The 24,665-nt window shown below is 67.8% G+C and carries 34 protein-coding genes and 1 tRNA gene; 13 read left to right on the top strand and 22 right to left on the bottom strand.

The features are described 5' to 3' along the window. Positions 1–141: 141 nt before the first annotated feature. Positions 142–621 (bottom strand): hypothetical protein, encoded by a 480-nt coding sequence (locus KM176_RS06375; RefSeq protein ID WP_215558765.1) that lies wholly within the window; start codon positions 619–621, stop codon positions 142–144. A gap of 82 nt (positions 622–703) precedes the next feature. Here KM176_RS06375 and KM176_RS06370 point away from each other — a divergent pair, with 82 nt between their 5' ends. Beyond that, positions 704–1,201 (top strand): hypothetical protein, encoded by a 498-nt coding sequence (locus KM176_RS06370; protein WP_160890758.1) that lies wholly within the window; start codon positions 704–706, stop codon positions 1,199–1,201. Between the two features lie 50 nt (positions 1,202–1,251). Here KM176_RS06370 and KM176_RS06365 read toward each other — a convergent pair whose 3' ends face one another. Next, entirely contained in the window at positions 1,252–1,716 is a 465-nt protein-coding gene (locus KM176_RS06365; protein ID WP_160890759.1) for a hypothetical protein, read from the bottom strand. Positions 1,717–1,756: 40 nt separating this feature from the next. On the opposite strand from KM176_RS06365, the gene KM176_RS06360 reads away from it, so the two are divergent. The 7 genes from KM176_RS06360 (at position 1,757) to KM176_RS06330 (ending at position 5,176) form a co-directional block, all read left to right on the top strand. Continuing rightward, positions 1,757–2,152, top strand: a complete 396-nt coding sequence (locus tag KM176_RS06360) for a hypothetical protein (RefSeq protein WP_160890760.1) — start codon at positions 1,757–1,759, stop codon at positions 2,150–2,152. Positions 2,153–2,196: 44 nt separating this feature from the next. Beyond that, positions 2,197–2,475: a helix-turn-helix domain-containing protein gene (locus tag KM176_RS06355; RefSeq protein ID WP_160890761.1), complete on the top strand. Its 279-nt coding sequence runs from the start codon at positions 2,197–2,199 to the stop codon at positions 2,473–2,475. 220 nt (positions 2,476–2,695) lie between these two features. After that, positions 2,696–2,983, top strand: coding sequence for a hypothetical protein (locus KM176_RS06350; protein ID WP_160890762.1), 288 nt, complete (start codon positions 2,696–2,698; stop codon positions 2,981–2,983). 103 nt (positions 2,984–3,086) lie between these two features. Further along, positions 3,087–3,332 (top strand): hypothetical protein, encoded by a 246-nt coding sequence (locus tag KM176_RS06345; protein ID WP_160890763.1) that lies wholly within the window; start codon positions 3,087–3,089, stop codon positions 3,330–3,332. Between the two features lie 150 nt (positions 3,333–3,482). Further along, on the top strand, positions 3,483–3,638 hold the full coding sequence (locus KM176_RS06340; protein ID WP_160890764.1) for a hypothetical protein: 156 nt from the start codon (positions 3,483–3,485) through the stop codon (positions 3,636–3,638). Continuing rightward, positions 3,635–3,895, top strand: a complete 261-nt coding sequence (locus KM176_RS06335; RefSeq protein WP_160890765.1) for a hypothetical protein — start codon at positions 3,635–3,637, stop codon at positions 3,893–3,895. Before KM176_RS06340 ends, KM176_RS06335 begins: the two co-directional genes overlap by 4 nt. Before the next feature lie 33 nt (positions 3,896–3,928). Continuing rightward, the gene (locus KM176_RS06330; protein ID WP_160890766.1) at positions 3,929–5,176 is read left to right on the top strand and encodes a site-specific integrase; all 1,248 of its coding nucleotides are present in this window, start codon (positions 3,929–3,931) and stop codon (positions 5,174–5,176) included. Between the two features lie 63 nt (positions 5,177–5,239). On the opposite strand, the gene KM176_RS06325 is transcribed toward KM176_RS06330, so the two are convergent. Continuing rightward, positions 5,240–5,316: transfer RNA gene (locus tag KM176_RS06325), tRNA-His, on the bottom strand. A gap of 182 nt (positions 5,317–5,498) precedes the next feature. Here KM176_RS06325 and KM176_RS06320 point away from each other — a divergent pair. Then, positions 5,499–5,717, top strand: a complete 219-nt coding sequence (locus KM176_RS06320; RefSeq protein ID WP_160890767.1) for a DUF6324 family protein — start codon at positions 5,499–5,501, stop codon at positions 5,715–5,717. A 6-nt stretch (positions 5,718–5,723) separates the two neighbouring features. On the opposite strand, the gene KM176_RS06315 is transcribed toward KM176_RS06320, so the two are convergent. The 9 genes from KM176_RS06315 to KM176_RS06275 form a co-directional block, all read right to left on the bottom strand. Next, positions 5,724–6,179, bottom strand: coding sequence for an MmcB family DNA repair protein (locus KM176_RS06315; RefSeq protein ID WP_160890768.1), 456 nt, complete (start codon positions 6,177–6,179; stop codon positions 5,724–5,726). A gap of 58 nt (positions 6,180–6,237) precedes the next feature. Beyond that, positions 6,238–7,638: an MFS transporter gene (locus KM176_RS06310; RefSeq protein WP_160890769.1), complete on the bottom strand. Its 1,401-nt coding sequence runs from the start codon at positions 7,636–7,638 to the stop codon at positions 6,238–6,240. A gap of 525 nt (positions 7,639–8,163) precedes the next feature. Then, positions 8,164–8,499 (bottom strand): hypothetical protein, encoded by a 336-nt coding sequence (locus KM176_RS06305; protein ID WP_160890770.1) that lies wholly within the window; start codon positions 8,497–8,499, stop codon positions 8,164–8,166. 100 nt (positions 8,500–8,599) lie between these two features. After that, positions 8,600–9,079: a GNAT family N-acetyltransferase gene (locus KM176_RS06300; protein ID WP_160890771.1), complete on the bottom strand. Its 480-nt coding sequence runs from the start codon at positions 9,077–9,079 to the stop codon at positions 8,600–8,602. 7 nt (positions 9,080–9,086) lie between these two features. Further along, positions 9,087–9,587 (bottom strand): transcription antitermination factor NusB, encoded by a 501-nt coding sequence (gene nusB / locus KM176_RS06295; RefSeq protein WP_160890772.1) that lies wholly within the window; start codon positions 9,585–9,587, stop codon positions 9,087–9,089. 27 nt (positions 9,588–9,614) lie between these two features. After that, entirely contained in the window at positions 9,615–10,157 is a 543-nt protein-coding gene (locus KM176_RS06290; protein WP_160890773.1) for a 6,7-dimethyl-8-ribityllumazine synthase, read from the bottom strand. 6 nt (positions 10,158–10,163) lie between these two features. After that, positions 10,164–11,300, bottom strand: a complete 1,137-nt coding sequence (gene ribB, locus KM176_RS06285) for a 3,4-dihydroxy-2-butanone-4-phosphate synthase (RefSeq protein ID WP_160890774.1) — start codon at positions 11,298–11,300, stop codon at positions 10,164–10,166. Between the two features lie 113 nt (positions 11,301–11,413). After that, positions 11,414–11,983 carry a hypothetical protein gene (locus tag KM176_RS06280; protein WP_160890775.1) on the bottom strand — a complete coding sequence of 190 codons (570 nt, stop codon included), beginning with the start codon at positions 11,981–11,983 and terminating at the stop codon, positions 11,414–11,416. Further along, positions 11,980–12,570 (bottom strand): riboflavin synthase, encoded by a 591-nt coding sequence (locus tag KM176_RS06275; protein WP_160890776.1) that lies wholly within the window; start codon positions 12,568–12,570, stop codon positions 11,980–11,982. The genes KM176_RS06280 and KM176_RS06275 overlap by 4 nt, the downstream gene beginning before the upstream one ends. Before the next feature lie 173 nt (positions 12,571–12,743). On the opposite strand from KM176_RS06275, the gene KM176_RS06270 reads away from it, so the two are divergent. Further along, on the top strand, positions 12,744–14,036 hold the full coding sequence (locus KM176_RS06270; RefSeq protein WP_160890777.1) for a capsule biosynthesis protein: 1,293 nt from the start codon (positions 12,744–12,746) through the stop codon (positions 14,034–14,036). 94 nt (positions 14,037–14,130) lie between these two features. Next, on the top strand, positions 14,131–15,276 hold the full coding sequence (locus tag KM176_RS06265) for a polysaccharide biosynthesis/export family protein (RefSeq protein WP_311136115.1): 1,146 nt from the start codon (positions 14,131–14,133) through the stop codon (positions 15,274–15,276). Positions 15,277–15,282: 6 nt separating this feature from the next. Here the strand turns inward: KM176_RS06265 and ribD are convergent, their stop codons facing one another. From ribD to KM176_RS06240, 5 genes are all read right to left on the bottom strand, one after another. Then, positions 15,283–16,386 (bottom strand): bifunctional diaminohydroxyphosphoribosylaminopyrimidine deaminase/5-amino-6-(5-phosphoribosylamino)uracil reductase RibD, encoded by a 1,104-nt coding sequence (gene ribD, locus KM176_RS06260; protein ID WP_311136116.1) that lies wholly within the window; start codon positions 16,384–16,386, stop codon positions 15,283–15,285. Beyond that, on the bottom strand, positions 16,383–16,850 hold the full coding sequence (gene nrdR / locus KM176_RS06255; protein WP_160890778.1) for a transcriptional regulator NrdR: 468 nt from the start codon (positions 16,848–16,850) through the stop codon (positions 16,383–16,385). The genes ribD and nrdR overlap by 4 nt, the downstream gene beginning before the upstream one ends. A 162-nt stretch (positions 16,851–17,012) precedes the next feature. Beyond that, on the bottom strand, positions 17,013–18,056 hold the full coding sequence (locus tag KM176_RS06250; RefSeq protein WP_160890779.1) for a GGDEF domain-containing protein: 1,044 nt from the start codon (positions 18,054–18,056) through the stop codon (positions 17,013–17,015). Beyond that, the gene (locus tag KM176_RS06245) at positions 18,053–18,640 is read right to left on the bottom strand and encodes a heme NO-binding domain-containing protein (protein WP_160890780.1); all 588 of its coding nucleotides are present in this window, start codon (positions 18,638–18,640) and stop codon (positions 18,053–18,055) included. Before KM176_RS06245 ends, KM176_RS06250 begins: the two co-directional genes overlap by 4 nt. Before the next feature lie 90 nt (positions 18,641–18,730). Continuing rightward, positions 18,731–19,432 carry an HAD family hydrolase gene (locus tag KM176_RS06240; protein ID WP_160890781.1) on the bottom strand — a complete coding sequence of 234 codons (702 nt, stop codon included), beginning with the start codon at positions 19,430–19,432 and terminating at the stop codon, positions 18,731–18,733. A 152-nt stretch (positions 19,433–19,584) separates the two neighbouring features. On the opposite strand from KM176_RS06240, the gene KM176_RS06235 reads away from it, so the two are divergent. After that, positions 19,585–20,043, top strand: coding sequence for a MarR family winged helix-turn-helix transcriptional regulator (locus tag KM176_RS06235; RefSeq protein WP_160890782.1), 459 nt, complete (start codon positions 19,585–19,587; stop codon positions 20,041–20,043). A gap of 24 nt (positions 20,044–20,067) precedes the next feature. Here KM176_RS06235 and KM176_RS06230 read toward each other — a convergent pair whose 3' ends face one another. Continuing rightward, positions 20,068–20,346, bottom strand: coding sequence for a DUF3572 domain-containing protein (locus tag KM176_RS06230; protein WP_160890783.1), 279 nt, complete (start codon positions 20,344–20,346; stop codon positions 20,068–20,070). A gap of 129 nt (positions 20,347–20,475) precedes the next feature. On the opposite strand from KM176_RS06230, the gene KM176_RS06225 reads away from it, so the two are divergent. Beyond that, the gene (locus KM176_RS06225; RefSeq protein WP_160890784.1) at positions 20,476–21,903 is read left to right on the top strand and encodes a diguanylate cyclase; all 1,428 of its coding nucleotides are present in this window, start codon (positions 20,476–20,478) and stop codon (positions 21,901–21,903) included. 1 nt (position 21,904) lies between these two features. Here the strand turns inward: KM176_RS06225 and KM176_RS06220 are convergent, their stop codons facing one another. The 4 genes from KM176_RS06220 to KM176_RS06205 form a co-directional block, all read right to left on the bottom strand. Continuing rightward, a complete protein-coding gene (locus KM176_RS06220) occupies positions 21,905–22,513 on the bottom strand; it encodes a periplasmic heavy metal sensor (protein ID WP_160890785.1) in 609 nt (202 codons plus the stop codon). 2 nt (positions 22,514–22,515) lie between these two features. Next, entirely contained in the window at positions 22,516–22,926 is a 411-nt protein-coding gene (locus KM176_RS06215; protein ID WP_160890786.1) for a hypothetical protein, read from the bottom strand. Next, a complete protein-coding gene (locus tag KM176_RS06210; protein ID WP_160890787.1) occupies positions 22,919–23,512 on the bottom strand; it encodes an RNA polymerase sigma factor in 594 nt (197 codons plus the stop codon). Before KM176_RS06210 ends, KM176_RS06215 begins: the two co-directional genes overlap by 8 nt. Before the next feature lie 162 nt (positions 23,513–23,674). Then, entirely contained in the window at positions 23,675–24,532 is an 858-nt protein-coding gene (locus KM176_RS06205; RefSeq protein ID WP_160890788.1) for an EF-hand domain-containing protein, read from the bottom strand. Positions 24,533–24,665 lie beyond the last annotated feature (133 nt).

The following is a 24,665-nucleotide window of genomic DNA, read 5'->3' as shown; positions in this document are numbered from 1 at the left end:
CCCACCCGATGCGATTGATCTTCTGGGAAATTTCGGCCTGTCCCCGGCTGGGGCAGGCAAAGGTTTCGACACGACCACAGGTGTCGCAAAGCGCCGTGGCGCGGGGCTGTCCCGGCTCGCGCGCGCGGGGGGTGACATGGCTCAGACCCATGGGCGCCCCTCGGGACCGGGCGCGACCACGGCCAGGGTCACGTTGTGGCGGATCGCCCAGGAGGCCGCGCCCCAGACCTCCGGCGCCTGCCGCCAGCCGCGCACCGGCGGCACCAGCACCGCCCCCGAAGCCAGCAGCAGCCGGAACGACCAGGCCGACCAGAAGCCGGGCACGCGCTCAGCTGTGGCAAGCCCGGTCTCGGGCCCCGCCAGCAGCGCCGCGGCCAGCACCTGGGGCGAGAGCGCGGCAATCCCGCAGGCGGTGCACAGGCCGCTCCAGCGGGTCGCGCCGCGCAGCTGGCGAGACGTGGCGCGGCCCGGCTGGCCCGGCGTCGCCACATAGGCCACGCGGCCCCGCAGATGCGGCGTGAGGGCCGAAAACGGCCCCGTAATCAGCAGACCCGAGCCCAGGGCGCGGTCATAGAGCCCCGCCCAGTCCGGCGGGCTTTGCGGCACCAGCTCAGAAGCCATCGCGCGTGCCCTTCCGCTTGCGCATGCGGCCTGTTCCGCTACGGCTAAGTTGCCGCCACAGATCAGCGCAAAGGACGATATCGTGCAAATTCCGTTCGATCAGATCGAGAACGTCATCCGAACGGCCGGGCTCGCCGGCCAGAGCGCGACGAGCCTGGTGAACCTGTTCCAGTCGCTCAAGGGCGCGCTGAAGACGCCGGAGGCGGATCGCGATACGCAGATCGAAACCGCCGTCCTGCGCCTTGAGGGCGAGGTAAAAAACACGCAACTCCAGAACGACCTTCTTCAGGCGCAACTGATGGGCCTGAACCAAGAGATTGAGCGTCGTCAGAAGGCGCAGGAGGAGCTTCGCTCTTACGTGATGCACCAGACCGAAGCGGGCTGGATCGTCTATCGCAGTCCCGAGGCGGAGCAGCCAGACCAGCCCCCGCACTTCATATGTCCGACCTGCTACGAACGCGGCCTGCGCTCGGTACTTCAGGGTGGCGAAAATCAGAAACGCTGTAAGCCCTGCAGGGAAACGTTCCTGTTTGCGAAGCCCGCGCCGGTCGCCACGACCGCGAACTTCCTGCGACGTTGACGCGTGCTGACGCAGCCCCCGGGGTATCGCCAAGACCTTGGGTTTCCACATCAGACGCTGCCCCCTGAACGCCCTGAGATGACCAATAACTTCGCGTCCTCCAGCATGGCATCATAGGCCGCCAGCGCCCTGCCCGCCCGGTCGACCACATCGGCAGTTTCCTTGCGGGCGCGGATCAGCGTCTCGCGGGTCGGGCCGCTCTCGGCATGGGCCATCGCCTCGACCATCTCGGTCGCCTCGCGCAGATGGTCGAGGTGGCTGCCGACGCTGGCCTCGGCCTCGTCATGGGCGACCGAGCGCGCGCGGTGGGCATGGAAACAGCGGTTGCCGCTGGCGTCCTCCAGCGCATAGGCCCAGGACAGCGGCACCTCGGCATGGCCGTTGGCGATCTTCGACACGGTGCCGATGCTGACCTGGTGGCCAACCGCCGCCGAGATCGCCGCCTGCGCGGCATCCACCCCGCCGACCTGCTGCACCAGGCTCTTGAACATGTGGGAAAACAGGTCGTGAGGCATCAGAAAGCTCTTTTTCTTCAGGTTCGGACCGGATCGACCGATGATTTTTGCAAAGGATGGGAGAAACTTCCGCGAAACGCAGACCAGAGCCCTGGCGCTTTCGTCACCGCTCGGCATGATCTCTGGCCTCTTTCAGGCGGTCAGGATGTGCATTGGCAGCAATCCGGCAGAGATCATCAGCCCCGAGCGCAATACCGCGCCGGCGTGCCGCCTGAAGCATGGGCCAGAAGAATTCGGCCCGTATCTTGCCGGAAGGAGCGGCCCACTTGTGAACACGCATCAGATTCACCCCGAGGTCAGAGGCGAAATCGGACCGGGTCGGCCAAAGGCATATGACATCTCGAAACGTGGACAAATCTTCCATACCCCATCCGGTATGGACGTTTCTTCCATAGGTCAAGCGTGGAAATTTCTTCAATGGAAGATTTTCCCATGAACCCGATGATGCAGTCACTTCCCTTTTTGAGCACGAGTGACCACATGAACACCTTCGACCCGCAAGAAGTCGGAAAGCGCCTCGTGCAACTGCGCGAGTACCTGAGACTAAACCAGGGAGAGTTCGCAGATACGGTCGGCATCGACCGATCCAGCTATTCCAAGATCGAAAAAGGTACGAAACCTCTCAAGGCGGAAATGGCTTATGCGATCTCTGAGCGGTGGGGAGCTTCCATGGACTTCCTTTATCGCGGACGCCTTACAGACCTGCCGCACAAGATGGCCGAGGCCCTCATGGCAAGCCGTACAAACCTGAAACGGTAAGCCTCATCAATTGATACCCCGGCGATGCGCGCAGAGAGGAAGAGAACCCTCTCTTCCAAGTCATATGCCCTCTGCATGTGGTCTCTCAAGAACAAATTAAGAACTCAAGGCCCATCTGCACCAGTACGTGTCGAAATTACAATGGACGTTTTTTCCATTTTTGTGTTGACTGTGGAAGTTTCTTCCATTCATCTACCGTCATCACAACAGGAGAAGCCTCATGCCCCTGCCCGAAACCACCGACTGCCACGCGCTGCTTCGCTCGCCGGAGATCGCCCTGTCGCACCCCGAGATCGCCCGCGCCGCCTGGTCCCGCGCCAAGGCTGCGCGCGGCGAGGCGATCAGCCCGGAATGCCTCTCGCGCCTCGCGCCGGCCTACCTGCGCACCGCGCCTTCCACCCCGCCGACCGTCGCCGAACAGATCCAGCCCCACGCCCAGCGGGCCCTCCTGCGGGTGCGCGAGATCATGGCCCGCCGCGGCCTGAGCGGGGCGCCGAAATGCTGCTGACCTGCTGCAAGACGGGCCGCTGGTGGATCTGCAAGAACACCACCGCCGCCCGGGAGGAAGCCCGCACCCGGGGCCTGGTCGACTACCAGATCGAGCCCCTGCCATGACCCGGATCCACGACCTGCTGGCGCTCTGCCTGCGTAACCTCGAAGGCCGCAACGCCCTGGAGCGCGAAGAAACTCTCGCCAATGCCGTGATGGAAACCGGCGGCATCTTCGCCCCCACGCCCATGGGCGGTTTCCAGATCGAGCTGCACGGCGTCCGCGCCTTTGGCCGCACCCAAGCCACCGCCGCCGTCCGCTGGAGCGACCGCGCCCAGAGCGCCCTCGCCGCTCAGCGTCCCGCCTGACACCCCCACCCCGTGCCGCCCTTGCACAGGCCACCGCAGACGCGGCTGGCGGCGGCTTCCCCCTGCCCAACGCAAACGGGCCGCCCCGATTTGATCGGAGCAGCCCGCATCCCTTCCCGACAGTGACAGCCACCACCGGAAAGACCTGACATGTTTGATGAAATCACCCGCCTGAGACGCGCCAAGGACGAGGCGCAGCGCATCGCCGACGAGACCGACAACCCCCACCTGCGCCGCGTCTGCACCGCCCTGGCCGGCGAAATGCGGATCATGCTGCGCCGCATGCGCCGGGAGATCCCCGAATGATCGATCACACGCTATCGAACGATGCCGCCTGCGGCAGTACCCGCTGGGTGGCGCAGTTCATGGGCATGAGCTGTGACCGTTTTCGGGGCCGCCGCCGCAACCTGGAGGCCGAAGGCTTCCCGCGCCCCGACCCGGTGCTGAAGCTGTACATCAAGGCCGATGTGCAGGCATGGCTGGCGCGGCGCCGACGCATCCTGGACGCGGATCCGACCTCGCTGGGCCTGGAACGCCCCAGCATCAACCTCGACGCCCTTTGATACGCCGGATGCCCGAAGACGAAAGTGACCCCGATGAACTATAAGAAAGCCCTCTGGGACGGCTCTGATCCGGCCTATGCGCCCGGGGCCGTGCGCTCGCGCAACTTCTGGTACTGGAAGCCCAGCCTGAAATACCGCCAGATGGGCTATGCCAAGACCTCGGTGCGCCTGACCGGCCAGGAGGGCGACGGCCAGGAGCTGATCCGCGCCCGCGAATGCCGCGAGCTGACGAAGCAGATGCTGGCCCATTTCCAGCCCGAGGACGAAAAGTACCTGGTCGGCACCTGGGGCTGGCTGATCCATCATTACAAGACCGACCGGCACAGCCCGATCCATGCGGTCAAGGCCAACACCCGCGAGGGTTACGTGATCTACATGGACAAGCTGGCAGGCGCGCTCGGCGATGTGCTGGTGGCCGCGACGACCTACCCGCTGCTCTGCGAGATGCGCGACGGCATGATCGCGAAGGGCCGCAGCCCCAGCTACATCAAGAAGATATTCACACACCTGCGCATCGTCGCCAATTACGGCGTGCTGATCGAGCACGCCCCCGCCCAGAAAATTTCCCGCATCCTGGGCGAGATGCGCATCCCATCCGCCCCGAAGAAGACCACCGCCCCGACCCGCACCCAGGTGCGCGCCATCGTGGACCAGGCGGATGCAAACGGCCTCTTTGCCTTCGCGACCGGGCTGCTGTTCCAGTGGGTCTTCTGCCTGCGCGCCGTCGATGTGCGCGGCCAGTGGCTGGAATGCGCCCCCGAGGACGAGGGCATCGTGCGCGAGCTGGCGCGCAATCGTCACCAGCGCCACATGCCCCGGAAATTCGAGCGCTGGCAGGACGGACTGACCTGGGAAATGTTCGATGACGGGCTGACGGGCTTTCGCAAGACGATTTCGAAGACCAGCCGGTCGATGCCCGAACCGCTTTGGTTCGATCTGACCCATGCGCCGGAACTGCGGGCGCGGCTGCATATCCTCGGCAGTGCCGGGCGCAAGGGCCCGGTCATCGTCGGCGAACGCATCGGCATGCCCTACACCCGCGATGGCTGGACCCAGGCCTTCATCCGCTGCCGGCGCGCGGCCGGAATTTCGGAGAGCGTGAAGATGATGGATACCCGCGCCGGAGGCCTCAGCGAGGCCGGCGCCCTGGGCCTCGACCCGATGATCCTTCGCGACGCGGCAGGACATCAGAACGTCGCAACAACCGATCGCTATGTCAGGAACAGGGAGGCGAACATCGCCCGCGTGGTCCAGCTGCGCAATGCGGCGCGGACCAAATAACACAACCGCATCACAACTTGCGATCTTGTCACAACGTCGGAGCGGCTAAGGTATTGAGAGGTATGGTACCGCCTCCCCGGCTTGAACGGGGGACCTCTGGATCCACAATCCAGCGCTCTAACCAACTGAGCTAAGGCGGCCTTGAGGGGGGATTTACCGATGGCGGGGGGGGCGCGCAAGAGGAAAGTTGCAGAAAAAATCACGACGTATGGTCACCCCTGCCCGACCCTGCGGCAGCCCCGGCGGCGGTTCCGCCGGTGGCCCAGACTTGCCAAGACGACGGCCTCACGCTAACCAGCGGGATCACATTGCGGAGGCTCCCATGGGCATCGATACCGAACGCGACATCGAGGCAAACCTGCAGATCGGCCCGACCGATGCCGGCATGGTGCGCCTCTTCATCGAGGCCAACGGCCTGGAAATCCCGATGGATTTCGAACCCGACGAGGCGATCGAGATCGCCGAGGAAATCATGGCGGCCGCCCAGACTGCGGCCCAGGCCGCGAAGGCGGGTGGCGGCAAGGGCAAGAAGAAGCGCTGAGGCGCTTCAGACCCGCGGATCACGATATCCCTGAAGCCGCCGCGCCGCATCGCGGGCGAATTTCAGCGTGACCGACTTGCGACGGGCGCCGGCCAGCTTCTGCTCGGCCGGCATCCGCAGGATCTCTCCGCCCCAGCTGTCGGCGATGATCAGACCGGTGTCCTCGGGCAGAAGCTCGACCGGGAAATCCCGGTCCACGGCCCAGAAAAAGCGGTCCCCCCACTCCAGATAGCCCTGCCATTTCAGGTCCGAGGTGAAATCCGCCCGGGACGATTTGCACTCCACGATCCAGAGCTCCCCCTTCGGGCCAAGCGCCATGACGTCCAGCCGCTTGCCGCGCTCGGGCACGAATTCCTCAAGGCAGGCGAAATCATGGCTGGCCAGCAGACGGCAGACGCCCCGGGCCAGAAGCTGGCCGGGCTGCGGCGTGGCGGGATCGGGGGACAGGGACGTGATCGGCATGGGTTCATCATGAACATTGCGCGAACGGCGCGCAAGCCCCGCCCCGGCCTCACCGCCCTCAGGCCGCCTGATGCGACGGGCGCCCCGACTTCCGGCTGAGCGAGACCGCGCCCGAAAGCAGGGCCATGCCCCCGGCAAGGGCGCCGGCCGCCTCCAGGTTGACGCCGCCCGACAGGCTGATCAGAACCGACGCCCCGGCCGCGCCCACCGACTGGCCGATCAGCCGCATGGTGGATTGCATCCCGCTGGCCCCGCCGGCGCGGTGCGGCGGCGCCGAAGACAGGATCAGCCGGTTGTTCGGCGACTGGAACAGGGCAAAGCCCGCCCCGCTCAGTGCCATGGCCGACAGGACCACGCCGTCGGACGGCGCCTGCACCAGCACGCCGACCCAGAGGAAACCGGCGCCGAACATCGCCATGCCGATGGCGCCCAGCAGATCGGCGCTGTGGCGGTCGGCCAGGCGCCCGACCAGCGGCGCCATGATCGCGGTGGCCACCGGCCAGGGCGTCATCAGCAGGCCGGTGCGGATCTCGGAATGGCCCAGCACGTCATGCAGGTAGAAGGGCAGCGTAACCAGCATCAGGAACTGTGCAAAGAAGGCGCAGAAGGAACAGACCATCGAGCGGCTGAACTGCCGCCCCGCGAACAGATCAAGCGGCAGCATCGGATGCGCCTGCCCCAGCATGTGGCGCAGGAAGAACACGCCGGCCACCAGCGCGACCAGCAATTCTCCCAGGGCCAGGGCACCGCTGCCGGGATGGCCGAAGGTGCCAAGCGCAGTGATGAAAAGGCCCAGCGTCACCGCGTTCAGCGCCGCGCCGGCGGTGTCAAAGCGCGCCCCCGTACCCGGCAGGCGCGGCAGCGTCGCCCAGCCAAGCGCCAGGGCCAGCAGCCCGATGGGGATGTTGATCAGGAACAGCCAGTGCCAGCTGGCCACCGCCATGATGCCCGCGCCCAGCGACGGGCCCGCCGCCGCCGCGATGCCGATGGCCATGGAGACACCGCTCAGACCGCGCCCCAGACGGTTGCGCGGCATGATCTGGCGCATCAGCGCGCCGTTGATGCTCATCAGGGCGCCGCCTGCCAGCCCCTGGAACGCGCGCGCCAGGATCAGCTCGGTGATCCCGCCCGACAATGCGCAAAGCGCCGACGTCACCACGAAAAGCACGATGCCGAACAGATAGACACGGGCAAAGCCGATGCGTTCGCCAAGCGCGGCGAAGGGCAGCAGGCTGATCACCACGACCAGCTGGTAGGCGGTGACCGCCCAGATCACCGTGGCCGCGCTGACCGCCTGTTCCTGGGCGATGACCGGCAGCGCCTGGTTGACGATCGCCCCGTCGAGTACCGCCATGGCAATGGTCGTGACCACGGCCGCGAAGGCCAGGGTGCGGCGCGGAAGCGGCAGCCCGTCCTCGACGACAGCCGAAACCCGCTGCGGGGCCGACGCCTTGCTCATGCGCTGTCCTTTCTCCCATCCCCGACCGGCGGCGGACGGAAGACGGCCTGCGGGTGCCCCCGGCCCCCGGCGTTGCTGACGAGAGGCCCGCGCGGGGCCCGGATCCGCCCCGGCCCAGGCGCAGCATGGGCTCCGGCACGGTCGGGTCCGGCCTTTTTCACGGCGCGCACCCGGATTGCATCGCCCCGCGCCAGAGGCGGCAGGACAGCCGGACGATGGCCGAGGGCCGGGAAAAAGGCAAGTCCCGCAGACCTCTTTCGATGAACAATCAGATATCTTGCCGGATCAGCGCGGCGCCGCGGGATGCGATCCCCGAAAAGTGGGCGGAAAATCTTGCCGCCCAACCCCTCGTCAGCCCTTGCCGGAGCCGGGCGGAACCACTACCTCTGGCCTCAGGCGGGTGCTGCCCTTCTCGTGAACGAGTGCATTCCGGTGGCCTTAAGCAAATCCGAGGGAGCTGGCTCTGTCCGGGCCGTGGTTCGGTTACCTGGCGCCCACCTGTATATACAGGTCCTCGGGAATGCGTCACTCAAACGGCTGCGTGCGGGCCCGCCGCTTTTCTGCCCCCGATGCCGCGACCCGAACGGGTTGGGCGCGCAGGATGCGCAGGGGGAAGCGCCGCCCGCCGCGCGGGCCCTCCCCTTCGGCCATGCCCATGATGGTGATCGCGAACTGCACGCCGGCAAAGACGATGCCGTTCGAGAAGAAGATCAGGAAGGCGCCCAGCCAGCCGTCGCGCGACCCCAGGATCAGGTGTTTCAGCCCCATCACGTCGAAGACGATCAGCCCGGCGGTGAACAGCGCCGAGATGGCGAAACCGATCAGGCATTGCAGGATGTACAGGCGGACAAGTCTGGGCATGGCAACCTCCGGACGGAAAGGCGATGCCAAGAACTATACCATAGGGAGATCGCGCTGTCTGCCGGACAGGCTGACGCGGGGCGCTCCGGTGCGGGGGCGTTCAGGTAAAGTCGTGCTCCATCCGCAGGATGTCCGTCTCGTACCCGTTTCGGTCGATCCATCCGGCAGGGACGCGCCATTCCCGGGCAAAGCCCGAGGCACGGTACAGCCGGATCGCGGGGATGTTCGCCACCACCACCTTCAACCAGACGAAAGCGAAGGCACCCTGCCCCTCCAGATGCGCCAGAAGCTGCGGCAGGACCCGCGATCCGACGCCCCGGCCGCGCTCCAGCACGCCGAATTCCTCGATTTTGGGTCCGGGGGTGTCGCAGCCCGACAGCCAGGCGAAGGCCTCGGGGGTGCCGATGGGGCCGCAGCAGAGCAGCCGGAACGGACCGGCATGGCCTTCAGCCATGGCCTGGTCCAGCAACGCGGGCGGGATCGCCGCCACACGGTCGAAGAATTCCGGATCAGAGAGGAAGCCCCCGACCACCGGCAGATCCGCCGCAACGGCGGGGCGCCAGCTGGTCGGGGCCGTCACCATGGGCTCAGAAGGCCTCGGGACGGGCTTCGCGCGCCATGTGGTCAAGCACGGCGTTGACGAACTTCGGCTCCTTGCCTTCCGGGAAGAAGGCCTTGGCCACGTCGACATATTCCACGATCACCACCTTCGGCGGCGCCTCGCCTTCCAGCATCTCGGCCCCGGCGGCGCGGAACAGTGCCCGCAGCGTCGGGTCGATGCGTGCGATCGGCCATTTCGCAACCAGACCACGGTCGGTCATCTGGTCGATCTTGGCCTGCCAGTTGATCGCATCGCGCATGGTCTTGCGGAAGAGGTCGACATCCCCTTCGAGATAGTCGGCCTCCTCGTAGGAAGCGCCAAACCGGTGATCCTCGAATTCGACGATCACGCGATCAACGGTCTGGCCGCTGATCTCCATCTGGTAGAGCGCCTGGACCGCGTAGAGACGCGAGGCCGAGCGCATCTTGCGCTTCTGGTTCCCCGACATCGGGGCGGCAGGCTGCGGGTTCTGGATCTCGTCGCTCATTCTCGGGGCCTATCGGTCGGGCCGGGCTCAGGCGGAGGTGGTTCCGCCGGCCAGCTGATATTCGTCGGTTGCGGGACGGAATCCCACACCGCTTTTCGGAGCGCCCCATTTGCGCGAAAGCGCGAGAAGATGCAAGGCCGCAGCTGCGGCACCGCCCCCCTTGTTCTGATCCGCGACCCGGGCCCGCACCAGCGCCTGCTCGCGGTTCTCGACCGTGAGGATGCCATTGCCGATCAGCAGGCCCTGAAGACCCAGCAGGGTGATCCCGCGCGAGCTGTCGTTGCAGACGGTGTCGTAATGGGTGGTTTCCCCGCGGATCACGCAGCCAAGTGCGACATAGGCGTCGAAATTGGCCATCCGGCCCGCCATGGCGATGGCGGTGGGGATCTCCAGCGCGCCGGGGACCTCGACGGCCTCCCAGGCGCCGCCCCAGGCCTCGATCTCGGCCTTGGCGCCGGCAAGCTGCTCGTCCGAGATGTCCTTGTAATAAGGCGAATAGACGATCAGGACCTTGGCAGGCTTCTCGAGCGTGCCGCGCGGCATGATGTGGTGCAGTTCAGAGGCGGCCATGCGGGATCACTCCTTGATGCGGCGGGTGCCGGTGATTTCCAGCCCGTAGGCGTCGAGGCCGATGATATGCGGCCGGGGCGAATTGGTCAGCAGCTCAAGCTTGTGCAGCCCGAGAGAGTTCAGGATCTGCGCGCCCAGACCGTACTGACGCAGGGTCTGCGGAGAGACTTCCTCGGCATCGGTGATCTTCATGGTCAGGTCGCGCAGCAGCACGACGACGCCGCGCCCCTCTTCGGCGACCTGCAGCATGGCATTGCGGAACTCGTCGGCGCGGCCGGGCTTGTAGCCCACCACGTCGCGCAGCGGATCCAGCGCATGCATCCGCACCAGCACCGGCTCGTCGGTCTCGATGTCGCCCTTGATCAGCGCGATATGCTCGGCGCCCTGGGTCTCGTCCGTGTAGACCTTCAGCGTCCATTCGCCGCCGAAATCGGAATTGATGGTCTTCACCTCGCGCTCGCGCACCAGGTTGTCGTGGCGGCGACGGTAGCCGATCAGGTCGGAAATCGTGCCGATCTTGAGGTTGTGCAGCTGCGCGAAGGCCACCAGTTCCGGCAGGCGGGACATGGTGCCGTCTTCGTTCATGATCTCGCAGATCACGCCGGCGGGCTGAAGCCCCGCAAGGCGCGAGACGTCCACGGCGGCCTCGGTATGGCCGGCGCGCACCAGCACGCCGCCGTCGCGGGCGCGCAGCGGGAAGACGTGGCCGGGGGTGGCGATGTCGGCGGCACCCTTGCCGCCGTCGATGGCCACGGCGATGGTGCGGGCGCGGTCATGGGCGGAAATCCCGGTCGAGACACCCTCTCGGGCTTCGATCGACACGGTGAAGTTGGTCTCGTGACGCGAGGAGTTGTGCGAGGCCATCAGCGGCAGGCCCAGCTGGTCGACGCGCTCGCCGGTCAGCGACAGGCAGATCAGGCCACGACCATGGGTCGCCATGAAGTTGATCGCCTCGGGGGTCGCCATCTGGGCGGGGATCACCAGATCGCCCTCGTTCTCGCGGTCCTCATGATCGACGAGGATGAACATCCGGCCATTGCGGGCCTCTTCGAGGATCTCCTCGACCGAGGAAATCGCATCGGACCAGTTCTGCTCGACCGGGCCGGGGGCTTCGTAGGCGGATTCAGGGGCTGCTTCGGGCATGGGGCCATCACTTTCGGACTTGATGACCGGGGCATAGTACACTCGGCCCCCATTTGCCAGCGATAGCGCCCCCTCAGGAATGCAAAGTGGCTGTGCGCCTGTCTGTCGGGCGTTCAGCCAAACAGCGCTGCCGCCGGCAGGATGCCCCCCAGCCGTCCCGCCGCCAGCCAGTCGCTTTCCAGCGCCAGCGCGGTCACCGCGATCAGCCCCGCCGCCGGCAGCCGCCCCTGCGCGCGGGCCAGAACAGCCCGCTGGCGGGCGAACGTCGCCAGCAGCGGCGGGGCCGGCCAGACCTCGTCCAGGGCGCCGACCTGCTCCAGCAGGGCCTCGGGGCTGAGCGGCGCATGAGCCAGGCCGATCCGGCGCACATGGCGCAGCCCTTCCAGCCGCTCGCGCACCGCATTGGACGCCGCCTGCCCCGGCTTCAGCACCCCAAGCGCGTTCGAGGACAGCAGGTAGCCCGCCACGTCGCGCCCTGCGCTGCGGCGCAGCGCGGCGTAATCGGCATAGCTGAGGCCCAGTTCCTTCGCCCGCGCGATGCGCATCCGCACCACCGCCACCGGCAGCCGGGCCTCCGGATGCTGCGCCTTCGCCCGCGTCCAGCTGTGGATGCGCCAGCGCAGCCCCGGGTCCATGCTGGGCCCCTGGTTGTGGCCGATTCCGGGCAGGCTGGCGTTGCTCATCCGGCCATGTCCTGCAGGCGGGCCAGGTAGCGCGCCATGGTGTCGACCTCCAGGTTCACCCGGTCGCCCGGATGCACCTGGCCCCAGGTGGTCACGGCCTTGGTGCGGGGAATGAAGTTGACGTCGAATTGATCGCCCTCGACCGCCGCCACCGTCACCGAGACACCATCCAGCGCGACCGACCCCTTGGAGGCGATGAAGCGCGCCAGCCCCTGCGGGGCGCGCAGGCGGATCCGCGTGCTCTCGCCCTCGGGGGTCAGCGCCAGCACCTCGGCCATGCCATCGACATGGCCCGACACGATATGCCCGCCCAGCTCGTCTCCGACCCGCAGCGCGCGCTCCAGGTTGACCCGGCAGCCGACCGTCCAGGCCCCCAGCGTGCTGCGCTTCAGCGTCTCGGCGCTGACCTCGACGGCAAAGCCCGCCGCGCTCAGCCCGGTCACCGTCAGGCGCACGCCGGCGCAGGCGATCGAGGTGCCCAGGGCGATCCCGGCAGTGTCGTAGCCGCAGGCGATCTGCGCCCGCAGCACGCCCCGCGTCTCAAGCGCGGTGACGGTGCCGATGTCGGTGATGATGCCAGTGAACATCCTGGTCCTCCGGATAATGATCCCCAACGGGTAGCGCCCCGGACCGGGCACCGCAAGCGTCCTGGCCACTGGCCCTTTCGCCATGCCGACCGCACAAAAGCTTTGACGAAAGCGACTAAAATCCCTCAGGATTCCCCAATAGGTTGTTGAGAGGGATCCGCGATATTCGGGGGATGATCGCACAATGCTCCGCCCACAGGGTGTTCCTGTTCCTTCAGGGGCCGCATGGCCCGTTCTTCCACCAGCTCGGACGCATGTTGCAGCGGACCGGGGCGCAGGTCTGGCGCGTCGGCTTCAACGCCGGAGACAGTGCCTTCTGGCCCGACCGCAACAGCTACATCCCCTACCGCGGCCCGGCCCAGGACTGGGAACAGACCTTTGCCGGGCTGGCCGCCGCCCACCACGCCACCGATCTGGTGCTCTATGGCGACACCCGCCCGATCCATGCCCGCGCCATCGCCCGGGCCCGCCGCGCCGGGCTGCGCATCCATGTCTTCGAAGAGGGATACCTGCGGCCCTACTGGGTCACCTACGAACGCGGCGGCAGCAACGGCCATTCCCGGCTGATGGAGCTGGGGCTGCCGGAAATGCGCAAGATGCTGGCGCTGAGTGATCTCGACGCCCCCCTCCCACCGGCCCGCTGGGGGGACCTGCGCCAGCACGTCTTCTACGGCGCGCTCTACCACGCCCTGCTGATCGCCGCGAATCATCGCTACCGGGCGTTCCGCCCGCACCGCGCGATCCCCGCGGGCGCCGAATTCCGCCTTTACCTGCGCCGCCTGCTGCGGATGCCGCTGAGCGCGCTGGAGCGCCGCCGCGCCTCGGCCCGGATCCGGCGCGGCGGTTTTCCCTACCATGTCGCGCTTCTGCAACTGGAGCATGATGCCTCGTTCCGCGCCCATTCGCCCTTCGCCACCCTGCCCGAGTTCATCGACCGGGTGATGCAGGGCTTTGCCGAGGGCGCGCCGGGGCATCACCATCTGGTGCTGAAGGCGCATCCGCTTGAGGACGGCCGCGTGCCCCTGCGCCGCGAGATCGCGCGCCTGACCCGGCTGCACGGGCTTCGGGGCCGGGTCCATTACGTGCGCGGCGGCAAGCTGGGGGCGTTGCTGGATGATTGCCGCAGCGCGGTGACCGTGAATTCCACCGCCGCCCAGCAGGTGCTTTATCGCGGCATTCCGCTGAAGACCTTCGGCACTGCGGTCTATGACAAGCCCGAGTTCGTCTCGGCCCAGCCGCTGCCGGCCTTCTTCGCCGGAGCCGCGCGGCCCGACGGGCGCGCCTACAGGGATTACCGGCGCTTTCTGCTGGAAACCAGCCAGGTCGCCGGGGGCTTCTATTCCGCACGCGGGCGGCGCCAGCTGCTGCGGCAGGTCGTCGACATGATGCTGGCAGAGGACGACCCCTACGACGCCCTGCGCAGCGGCACCGCCGCTCCGCGCCAGAAACTTCACGCGGTCCCCTGATGCGGGGGGCCGGAAACGTTTCCTTACGTCTTTACCCCATAGGCTGAACGCCGGGACATCCGGAACAGGTCCGCCAAGGACCGGGAGATCGACAGTGAACCGCACTTCCTTCGCAAGACCCCGCCGTACCGCCGCCCAGGGCCTGTGCCTGCTGGCCGTGCTGGCCCTGGCCGGTTGCCAGTCCCTGCCCCGCACCGGCCCAAACAAGTCCGACATCTACGAGGGTTCGGTCCAGCGCCAGGGCGACGCCTTCGTCGTCTCGGTCGACGACCGGGTCACCCGGACCACGGCGGTACTGCCGAAACTGGGCTTCTCGGCGGCCTTCCGCGGCGCCGGCGCCCTCAGCTCGGACGCGATCCGGCCCGGCGACACGCTGGCGCTGACGATCTGGGAGAACGTTGATGACGGGCTCTTTGCCACAGGCGGCGCGCGGGCCACCCAGCTGGGCGGCATCCAGGTCGATGACGGCGGCTTCATCTTCGTGCCCTATGCCGGGCGCATCAAGGCCGCCGGCAACACGCCCGAGTCGATCCGCCAGATCATCTCGGACAAGCTGGCGCAGCAGACGCCCGACCCCCAGGTCGAGCTGCAGCGCACCGCCGGAAACGGCGCCACGGTGACGCTGGTGGGCAAGATCGCCGGTCAGGGCGTGCACCTGATCGAACGGCCGACCACGCGCCTGTCGGGGATGCTGGCCGCTGCCGGCGGCCTGTCGATCGACCCCGAAGCGGCGGAAATCACGGTGATCCGGGGGCGGCAACGCTCCACCGCCCGGTTCGAGGATATTTTCGACAATCCCCGCGACGACATCGCGCTGCGCAATGGCGACCGTATCCTGGTGCAGGAAACCGTGCGCTCCTTCACCGTGCTCGGCGCCGCCGGCGCCCAGAAGATCGTGCCGCTGGAACGACCCACCCTTTCGGGGGTTGAGGCGATTGCCCTGGCGGGCGGGCTGCGCAGCAATGCCGCCGATCCGACCGGGGTCTTCGTGCTGCGCAACGAGGCGCCCGAGATCGCCGGCCCGGTGCTGGGCCGCACCGACCTGAGCGGCGCGCAGCGCATGGTCTACGTGCTGGACCTGACCAAGCCCAACGGGCTGTTCCTGGCCGGGGATTTCCTGATCCGCGACGGCGATCTGCTCTATGTCACCGAGGCGCCCTTCACCCAGTGGGACAAGGCGGTGTCCGCCATGCTGGGATCGCTCAGCGATTTCAACACCGCCAGCAACGTGCTGCCCTGAGGCGGCTCAGGCCGTCGGACGGGTCCAGCGGGTCATCATGTCCGGGCCGATGCGGCGCTCTTCCGCAAGGGTCAGGCGCGGCGCCTCGGACAGCTTGTCGATGCCCATGGCGCCCAGGCCCGGGCGCCCTTCGGCCCCCAGCAGCACGCCCGCGCTCATCACGATCAGCTCGTCCACCAGATCCGCGCCCAGCAGGGTCGCGGCCAGCGCGCCGCCCCCCTCGCAAAAGACCCGCGTCAGCCCGTGGCTGCCAAGCCCCTGCATTACCGAAAGAATATCCAGCTGTCGTCCCTGGAGCGCACAGGGGATCAGCGTCGCCCCCAGTTCCTTCCAGGCGCTGACCAGCTTGCCGTCGGCATCGCGGCCATGGCAGATCCAGACCGGCACCTCGCGCGCACTGCGCGCCAGCGTGCCCAGCAGCGGCAGGTCGATCCGGCGCGAGACCACCACGCGCACCGGTTGGCGCTTTGCGCCGAGGCCGCGCACCGTCAGGCTCGGATCGTCGATCCGCGCCGTGCCCGCGCCCACCATCACCGCATCGTGGCGCATCCGCATCGCATGAACCTCGCGCCGCGCCTCGGGCCCGGTGATCCACTGGCTTTCACCGGTGGCCGTGGCGATCTTGCCGTCCAGCGACAGCGCCAGCTTCAGCGTGATGCGCGGCCGTCCCTGGGCGCGGTTCAGGAAGAATCCTTCCAGGTCGCGGGCCGCCTCGCCGGTCATCAGCCCGGTGGCGACCTCGATCCCCGCCTCGCGCAGCATGGCAAAGCCGCGCCCCTCGACCCGGGGGTCAAGATCGGCGAAGGGCGCCACGACACGGGCAACACCGGCCTCGATCAGCGCCTTGGCACAGGGCGGCGTCTGACCGTAATGCGAACAGGGTTCGAGCGAGACATAGGCGGTGGCCCCCCTGGCCAGCGGCCCCGCCTGGCGCAGCGCCATGGGTTCCGCATGGGGTCGCCCCCCCGGCTGGGTCCAGCCGCGCCCGACGATCCGACCCTCGCGCACCAGCACGCAGCCCACCGCCGGATTGGGCCAGGTGTTGCCCTGCCCGCGCCGCCCCAGCGACAATGCCAGCGCCAGATAGCGCAGATCCTCGTCGCGGCTCACTTGTCTTGCGGGATGTTCGGTCGCAGCTCGCTGACGAACTTGTCGAAGTCGTCGGCAGCCTGGAAATTCTTGTAGACCGAGGCGAAGCGCACATAGGCAACCGTGTCGATCCGGGCCAGGGCTTCCATCACGATCTCACCGATCACCTTGGAGCGGATGTCGGTTTCGCCCATGCTTTCAAGGCGCCGCACGATGCCCGAGATCATCTGGTCGATGCGTTCCTGCTCCACCGGACGCTTCTGCATCGAGATCCGGATCGAGCGCTCCAGCTTCTCGCGGTCGAAATCCTCGCGCCGGCCATTCGACTTGATGACCACGAGGTCGCGCAGCTGGACGCGTTCATAGGTGGTGAAACGACCGCCGCAGGACGGGCAGAGGCGACGCCTCCGGATCGCGACATGATCCTCCGCCGGACGGGAATCCTTCACCTGGGTGTCGATATTTCCGCAAAACGGACAGCGCATATTCCGGACGGGCCCCCAAATTCTTTCAGCCCCGGTTCGCAGCAGCTATGGGGCCCCTTCATCTTATCCACAATCAGTATAGGGGGTCCACATCTGATTGGGTAGTCGCTAATCGCAACAGCTAGATATGCTGCGCATTTGCCACGCCTCTCGACGTCGAGACTAACCGGCCTCGGCGCGGGGACGGAAGAAGCAATGTTGCGCCCGCCCCATCTTTTTCGAAGCATAAAGCGCCGCGTCCGCATCCGCCAGCATCACGTCGGCGCGCGGGGCAGCATAGAAGGACGACAGCGTCGTGCCCATGGAGCACGACACCCGGCAGACGGCGGTGCCGAACAGGATGGGTTTTTCCAGCCGGGCGATCAGGCGCTGCGCGATCTCCTCGATCCGGGCGCGGCGCAGCAGATGCGGGAACAGAAGCACGAATTCGTCACCGCCGATCCGCGCCACGGTATCCTCGCCCCGGGTTTCATCGACCAGGGCGCGGGCCACGTGCTGCAGCACGTGATCGCCCGCCGCATGGCCGTGGGAATCATTCACCGCCTTGAACCAGTCCAGGTCCAGATGCATCAGTGCGAAGGGTTCTCCGGCCCGGATCAGCCGCGCCAGCACGTGATCCATCGCCCGGCGGTTCTTCAGCCCGGTCAGCGTGTCGGTATAGGCCTGCTCCTCGGCCGCGATCTTGGCGCCCTGCAGGCGCTGGTTCAGATCCTTCCAGCTGTCCAGCACCGCCAGCTTCGCCTCTGTCAGGTACAGCATCTCGATCGCCAGGTCGGTCGGGGCGAAATCGTTGGAATGCAGGGAATAATCCCGCAGCGCCTCATCGATGGAAATGCCGAAGGACAGGTTCACCACGGCGCCGCGGCGCCCGGCGTCATCCGGGGCCAGCGGCACCAGGACGGCCTTCAGCCCGGTGCGCGGGTGATCGCGCAGCCGCAGGTGCAGCCGGGTTCCGGCCTGATCCAGCAGAGCGGCCATGCCGGCGGGCAGCTGCGGGCGCTGCACTTCGAACAGATCCTCGAACGGGCGGCCCGTCAGCACCTGTCCGGGGCGCAGGCGGCGCAGGGTCGGCCCCGCGTGGACGACCTGCCCCGCCGCATCCAGCACCAGATGCATCGGGCAGAGCACGTCGAGAGAGCCCTGCGGCAGCGCCGGCACCAGCCCCCCGGCCAGGGGGCCCTTTGCCCCGCCCTCCCGGCCCGTCATCCGGTGCGCGCCCCAAGCTCGAACTCGCGCCCCTCGGTGAAGGCGCGTTCGACCAGGCGGATCTCGATCGTCTCGATGCCGCGGCGGCTGCCCAGGTGGTCCAGCATCACCAGAGCGCCGTAATCATCCGCCATGGCCCGCAGAACCCCGATCAGCGCATGGCCGAAACCCGGCATCCCGGGGCCGCAGCGCAGCACGAACCGCCCGTCGCCCTGCTGGCTCAGCTCCAGCGGCGGGATCATCAGATCCCCCACCGCCAGCCGCGCCCGGTCCGGCAGGTCGTCCAGCGAATGCAGGAAATCCTCGTAGCCGACGCCGGCGAAACGCAGCAGCCGGCGCAACCCCTCATTGTTGGCATGGGAAACCAGATAGGTGCCGACATCCTCAAGCAGAACGGCGCGCGGCTTCTTCAGCAGCGCCTCTGCCGCTTCCAGCACCCGCCAGGTCAGCGCATCCTCATAGCTCAGCATCGCTTCGAAGGAAGTGCCCGGCAGATCCGCCCGCAGGGCGACATCGGCCCAGAGACCCACGCCGTAGGTATCGCGCAAGAAGCACTCGATAGAGCGGTTGATCAAGCCGTGCATGGTCCTCGGAGCCTGTTGCTTTTCGCAAGCATCGCCAAAGGGCCTTAACAACGGCTCAATATATCCAATTGTTTCGGGATCCTGGGCCTCTCAGGCCGCCAGCCAGCCCGGCAGATGGCCGATGTCGTCCAGCACCGCATCGGCCAGCGGCGCCAGATCGGCGGGGCCGGCCATGCCGGTCAGCACCCCAAGCGTCCGCATCCCCGCCGCGCGCCCCGCTTCCAGGTCATGGGTGCTGTCGCCGACCATGACCACGGTTTCGGGCGGCAATGACATGGCGCGGGCAAAGGCCAGCAGCGGATCGGGCGCCGGTTTCGCGCCATGGCCGGAATCATGCCCGGCGATGAAATCGAACAGCTCCAGCACCCCGGCACCGGACAGCTGCGCGCGGGCGCTGAATTCCGTATCGTTGGTCATCACCCCCAGGCGCAGCCCCTGCCCGCGCAGCCCCTCCAGCAGCGGCACCAGCGGCGCGGCGGGCACCAGCGCGGCACGGGCCGCCCGCTCCGAGAGGAACCCTTCAAGCCGCGCGCCCTGCCAGTCCGGCAGCGAGGGCAGCAGCAGCGCCGCCACCTCGGCATTGGTGCCGGCGATCACCGGGCTGGTGGGCCGGAAGGCCCCGGCGGCCAGGTCGAAATGCAGCGCCTCGGCCATGGCCGCGGTCCGATCGGGGTGATCCTGCCCCAGCTCGGTCAGAATGCCCTTGGCCCAGCCGTTCCAGGTTGCGCCGAAATCGAAAAGCGTGCCGTCCTTGTCGAAAAGGATGCCGCGCACGGGAATGCCTGCCACCATTGGTCCTGTCTCGTATCGTTTGCGGGACCCTGCCCAAAAGCCCGCAGCGACACAAGCCCGCAAGGCGTTTGCAAATGGTTTCAACGCCTTTTGCAAACTACCCCGCCACGGCAGCCGCTTGACTTTCACCGGTTGCTCGGTCTTCTGAACCCATGGATGAGCAGAACACGCCCTATCGCCTTCACGACTCCCTTGGATACTGGCTGTCGCTGGCCGCCCGCCTCCAGGAACGTCGCCTTGATGACCGCCTGCGCGAGATCGGGCTGACCCGGATCACCTGGTGCATCCTGCTGGGCCTGGCCAACGAAGGGCTGAGCCAGCCTTCGGAACTGGCCGATTTCGTCGGCATCGACCGCACCGCCACCTCGCGCGCGTTGCGGCAGATGGAAGAGGCCGGCCTGCTGTCGCGCGACCCCGGCACCGATGACCGTCGCACCCGCCGGATCGGCCTGACGCCCGAAGGCCACATGGCGCTGGCCCAGGCCATCCCCTTCGCGCTGCAGAACACCGCCGTCATGACCGACCGCCTTGCCCCCGGTGAAAAGGAGCAGCTGCTGCGGCTGCTTGCCAAGGTCTCGGAAGGTGACAAGGGCGGCCTTCGGACCTTCTGAGGCCCGCTTGCGGACCGGGAGGCCTCAGGTCCAGTGCACCTGCTCGCCGCCGGGCAGCGCCATGCGCGCGCGCAGCGGCTGGTCATAGGCCAGCGCGCGGCTCTGACAGAAGGCCATCACCCAGGCATCGTCCATGGTCAGGAAATCCAGCACCGCGCCAAGGAATTCCGGCGTGCCGGCGGCGCGGCGCAGATCATCGGGCGACAGCCCGGTCGAGCCCATGAAGACCGGCAGCAGCTCCTCGTTGCCAGCCAGCCAGGTCAGGGCGTCCAGGGCGATCTCTTCGGCGCGTTTCGGCGTCATCGGGAAAATCCTTTCGAAGGATATATTCTGTCGGACCATGGCAAGGGTTTGTTAACCAAACACCCAGCATCCTTCATAAGCCGCCCGGGACCGGAACACCACAGGAACGGCGCGACGATGGAGGGGAAGATGCCGGCACGGATCCTGATCCTGGATGAACATGTCACCCGCAGGATCACCCTGGCTGCGCGGCTGTCGGGGGATTTCTACGACATCCAGGTTGCGGCCTCGCCCGGAGAGGCGCTGGCCCTCGCGCGGCACTGGCATCCCCAGGTGGTGATGCTGGCAGAGGATCTGCGGCTGATGCCATCGGGCCGCTTCATCCAGTCGCTGCGGGCCGATCCTCTGCTGAGCGAAGTGACGATTTTCGTGATCACCGCCCCCGGCGCCCAGGTCGGGCGGACCGGCCTGCTGGCGGCCGGCGCCGACGAGATCCTGTCGCGCGCCGAACCCGAAGAGGTCTTCCGGGCCAGGCTGCGTGCCCATGACCGGGCCCGCGACACGCTGGAGACGCTGAAATTCCGGGGCGGACCGCAGGATCCCCCGGGGCTGGCAGAACCTGCACTGCAATTCACCGGGCTGGGACGGATCGTCGCCCTGCCCCCCGACGCCGAGACCGGGCGCAGCTGGCAGAACCGGCTGGGGCGGATGCCGGGGCTGAAACTTGAGCTGGCCTGGCAGTTGCCCCCCGGCCTTTGCCCGGGTCAGGACAGCCCCGCAGAGGCACCGCCCCGGTGCGGCCTGTTCCTTCTGAGCGCGCGCGCCGATGCCGAGCAGGCCAGCCTGCGGCGCCTGGCGGCGCTGGAAAGCTGGCGCGACCGGCTCGACAGCGAGGTGCTGCTGCTGGCGCCGGGCTGTTCGGTACGTCTGCGGGCGCGGGCCTACGACCTGGGCGCCAGCGCGGTCATGGATGGCCCCTTCGATGCCGAGGAAATCGCCGCCCGGCTGCGCCGCCTGCACGGCCGGCTGATGCAGCGCCGGCAGTTGCACGCCGAGCTGAGCGAGGGGATGCGGGCCTCGGTCACCGATCCGCTGACCGGGCTCAGCAACCGCCGTTTCGCCCTGCCCCGGCTGGCGCGCGCCGCCCGCGAGGCCGCGCAGGAGGCCCGCCCCTTCGCCGTGCTGCTGCCCGACATCGACCATTTCAAAGCGGTGAACGACCGCCACGGCCATGCCGCCGGCGACCGCACGCTGCAATCGGTGGCGCGCATCCTCAAGGACAGCCTGCGCGCGGAAGACGTGGTGGCCCGCATCGGCGGAGAGGAATTCCTGATCCTGCTGCCCGACACCGGACCCGAGGCCGCCCGCCATGTCGCCGACCGGCTCTGCGCCAGCGTGCGCGACCGGATGCGCGCGCAGGGCCTGCCGGCGCCGGACCAGGCGGTGACGATCTCGGTCGGGCTGACCTTCGGCCTGGCCGGGCGCCGCGATCCGGCGCAGCTGCTGGCCGATGCCGATGCCGCGCTCTACCGGGCCAAACATGCCGGTCGCGACCAGGTTGCCCTGCATCCCGGTCCGGAGAGCGGGCCGGGCAAGGTGATCCCGTTTTCGAACTAGCTCACTCGACCGGGGGCGGCGGCGGCGGCGCCTTGTCGGCCGGGCGCTCGCCGGATTTGCCACCCGCCTTGCCGTCATGGCCCTTTTCCGCGCGGTCCGGACGCAGCGCGTTCGGCCCCTCGGTACGCAGCTTGGTCGCCGCCTCTTCCAGCCGGTCGGCAAAGGCCAGCCGGGCGCTGCGGTCCATCTCTGAGATGCGCTGAAGCAGGATGGTCTGACCGACCTCCTGGCGCCGCATCGCCTCGTCCAGCTGGCGCTTCAGGCTGTTCTCGACCACGGTGGGATCATAGGGCTCGGCGCGCAGCGCAGAGACGATCTGGCTGAATTCGGCCTGCACGGCGCCCTTGTCGGGGCGATTGGCGCGCATGTCCTTCCAGATGGCCCGCCCGATCGCCCGCCGGTCGTCATCGCTGAGCGCAAAGGTCAGCACGCCACCGATCTGGTCGATCCGCGGCGGTCCGCCGCCGGGTCGGTCATGACGGCTGTGCACCAGCGATCCCACCACAACCCCGGCAACGGCCAGGTTCACCGCCAGCGAGGCGAAGAGCAGGATGCGCAGGGCGGGACTGCTGCGGCGCGCGGGCCGCTGTCCGGAGGTCGGTTCGGTCATCTTCAGCCTCCGGTGCTGCTTGTTTCATCGACGATGAAGTCGAAGGCGCTGGTGCTGTCCACCATGTAGGGGCTGTAGCTGGTCGTGGTGCCGGTGATGGCGCTGACGCCCGAGGTCACGAAGGCCGGCGGCATCACCCCCAGCCACAGGCCCGCCATGGTCGCCACGCCGAGCCCCGCCAGCGCCGGAGCGCCGCCGATGCCGCGCACGAAGCGCTGCCAGAGCGAGGCCCGGCGCACCGGCTCGGGCGGGCGCGCCTCTGCGGCCAGCCGTTCGGCCTGCACCATCTGCGCGTCTTCCAGGATCCGGGCCGTCAAGCCGTCCGGCAGATCCGGTTCCGCAAATCGTGCTTCGGCGAACAGCGCATCCAGTGCGCCGTCCGACAGCACGTCCCCTGCTTTCCGCTCAGTCATCGTCGTACCCCAGTTCATCGCGCCGCCCCGACAGGATGCGGGTCAGCGCCCGTTTGCCCCGGGCCGTCAGACTTTCGACGGCCTCCGTGCTGATCTCGAGGATCTCGGCAATCTCGGGATTGCCCAGGCCCTCGATGTGACGCAGGACCACCGCCTGCCGCTGCCGGTCCGGCAGCTCGTTCAGCGCGCCCTGCAGGGCGTCCATCCGGGCATCCTGCTGCATGCGCTGATCCGCCGAAGGCGCGTCATCCGCGATCTCCGGCATGTCGTTCACGTCGCGCGTCCCGCCACGCCGACGGCGCAACCGGTCGGTGCAGAGGTTCGCCGTCACCCGGTAGAGCCAGGTGGTGACCCGCGCCTCGCCCTGGCGCCAGTCGGGGGCAATGCGCCAGAGCCGGAGCATCGCTTCCTGGGTCACATCCTCTGCCTCGGCCCGGTCACCCAGGATCCGCGCAGCCTGCGCCAGCACCCGCGGCGCAAGCCGCGTGGTCAGTTGCCGCGCCGCCTCGGCGTCTCCATTGGCATAAAGCACCAGGAGCGCGTCATCGGGAATGGCGTCGGGATCGTCGAAGGCCATGTTTCTCATGCCTCAGCGGCGTATCCGTTTCCGTTACCCGGGGCAATCCGACACCGGATCGCCCCGCCAATTCAACCACTTTCCGCCCGTTTCGCACCCCCGGAGGCAAGATCCCCCGGCAGATCCGCCCCCCGAAGGGGACGGATCCCGCGACACCGGGCCGAAGCGACCTCAGCCCTGGTCGCTTTCGGGGGCCGGCGCCGGTGCGGCCTGGGGCTGGGCCCCGTCGGGGGCCGGCATCATGCGCTGCATCGGCATGCCCTGGCCGTGACGCCCGCCGTGATCACCACGGTCGGCGTGGCGATCACCACCCCAGCCCTGGCCGCCCTGCGGGCCGTGGCCCCAGCCGTGACCGCCCTGCGGGCCCATCATGCCCATCTGGGGACCAAAGCCGCCCTGCGGGCCCATGTGGCCCTGCGGACCCATGCCGCCCTGGCCCATCATGCCCATCTGCGGACCCATGCCGCCCTGGCCCATCATGCCCATCTGCGGGCCCATCCGGCCATGGCCCATCGGACCTTCACGGCCCGGGCCACGCTGTTCGGCCATCTTATCGTGACCGGCCTTGAACTCTTCCATGGAGATCTGGCCGTCATGGTTGGTGTCAAGCTTGGCGAACATGCGCTCCTCGGGGGATTTCGGCTTCATCTCTTCCGCCGAAAGCTTGCCGTCGCCGTTGGTGTCCATCTCCTGGATCATCCGTTCGGCCATCTTGGCCTCGCGCGCTTCGCGACGCTGCTGGGCCTGAGCCTCGAAGAAGCTTGCCAGCTCGTCCTGGGTGACTTCACCGTCGCCATTGGCATCCGCCTCGGCGAAACGCTTGGCCTGAGCCGCATCCCGCTCTTCCTGGGAGAGCTGCCCGTCACCGTCGGTGTCGAGCGCCTTCATGCGCGGCGGCAGCGGCTTGGCGGGGGCCGAAACCGGGGCCTTGGGGGCAGCAGCGGTGTCGGCCTCCTGAGCGGACACTCCGGAGGCGAACGCCGTCAGCGAAAGGGCTGCGATGCTGCCGAGAAGAACTGCTCGTTTCATAGGACTACTCCTCTAAACTCTTCAGAAGGATGCGAGGGCCTCGCCCCCGGTCATCTGCTAATAGATACGGGGCAGCCCGGTGCTTCCGTCGCCGCCGTCGCATTTTTTTGCCGGAGCGCATTCACGGACCTGC

The sequence above is a fragment of the Pseudooceanicola endophyticus genome (genome assembly GCF_018760365.1).
Lineage (GTDB): Bacteria > Pseudomonadota > Alphaproteobacteria > Rhodobacterales > Rhodobacteraceae > Pseudooceanicola > Pseudooceanicola endophyticus.
The sequence above is the reverse complement of the archived record's forward strand: the minus strand, read 5'-3'. Positions and strand labels throughout refer to the sequence as shown.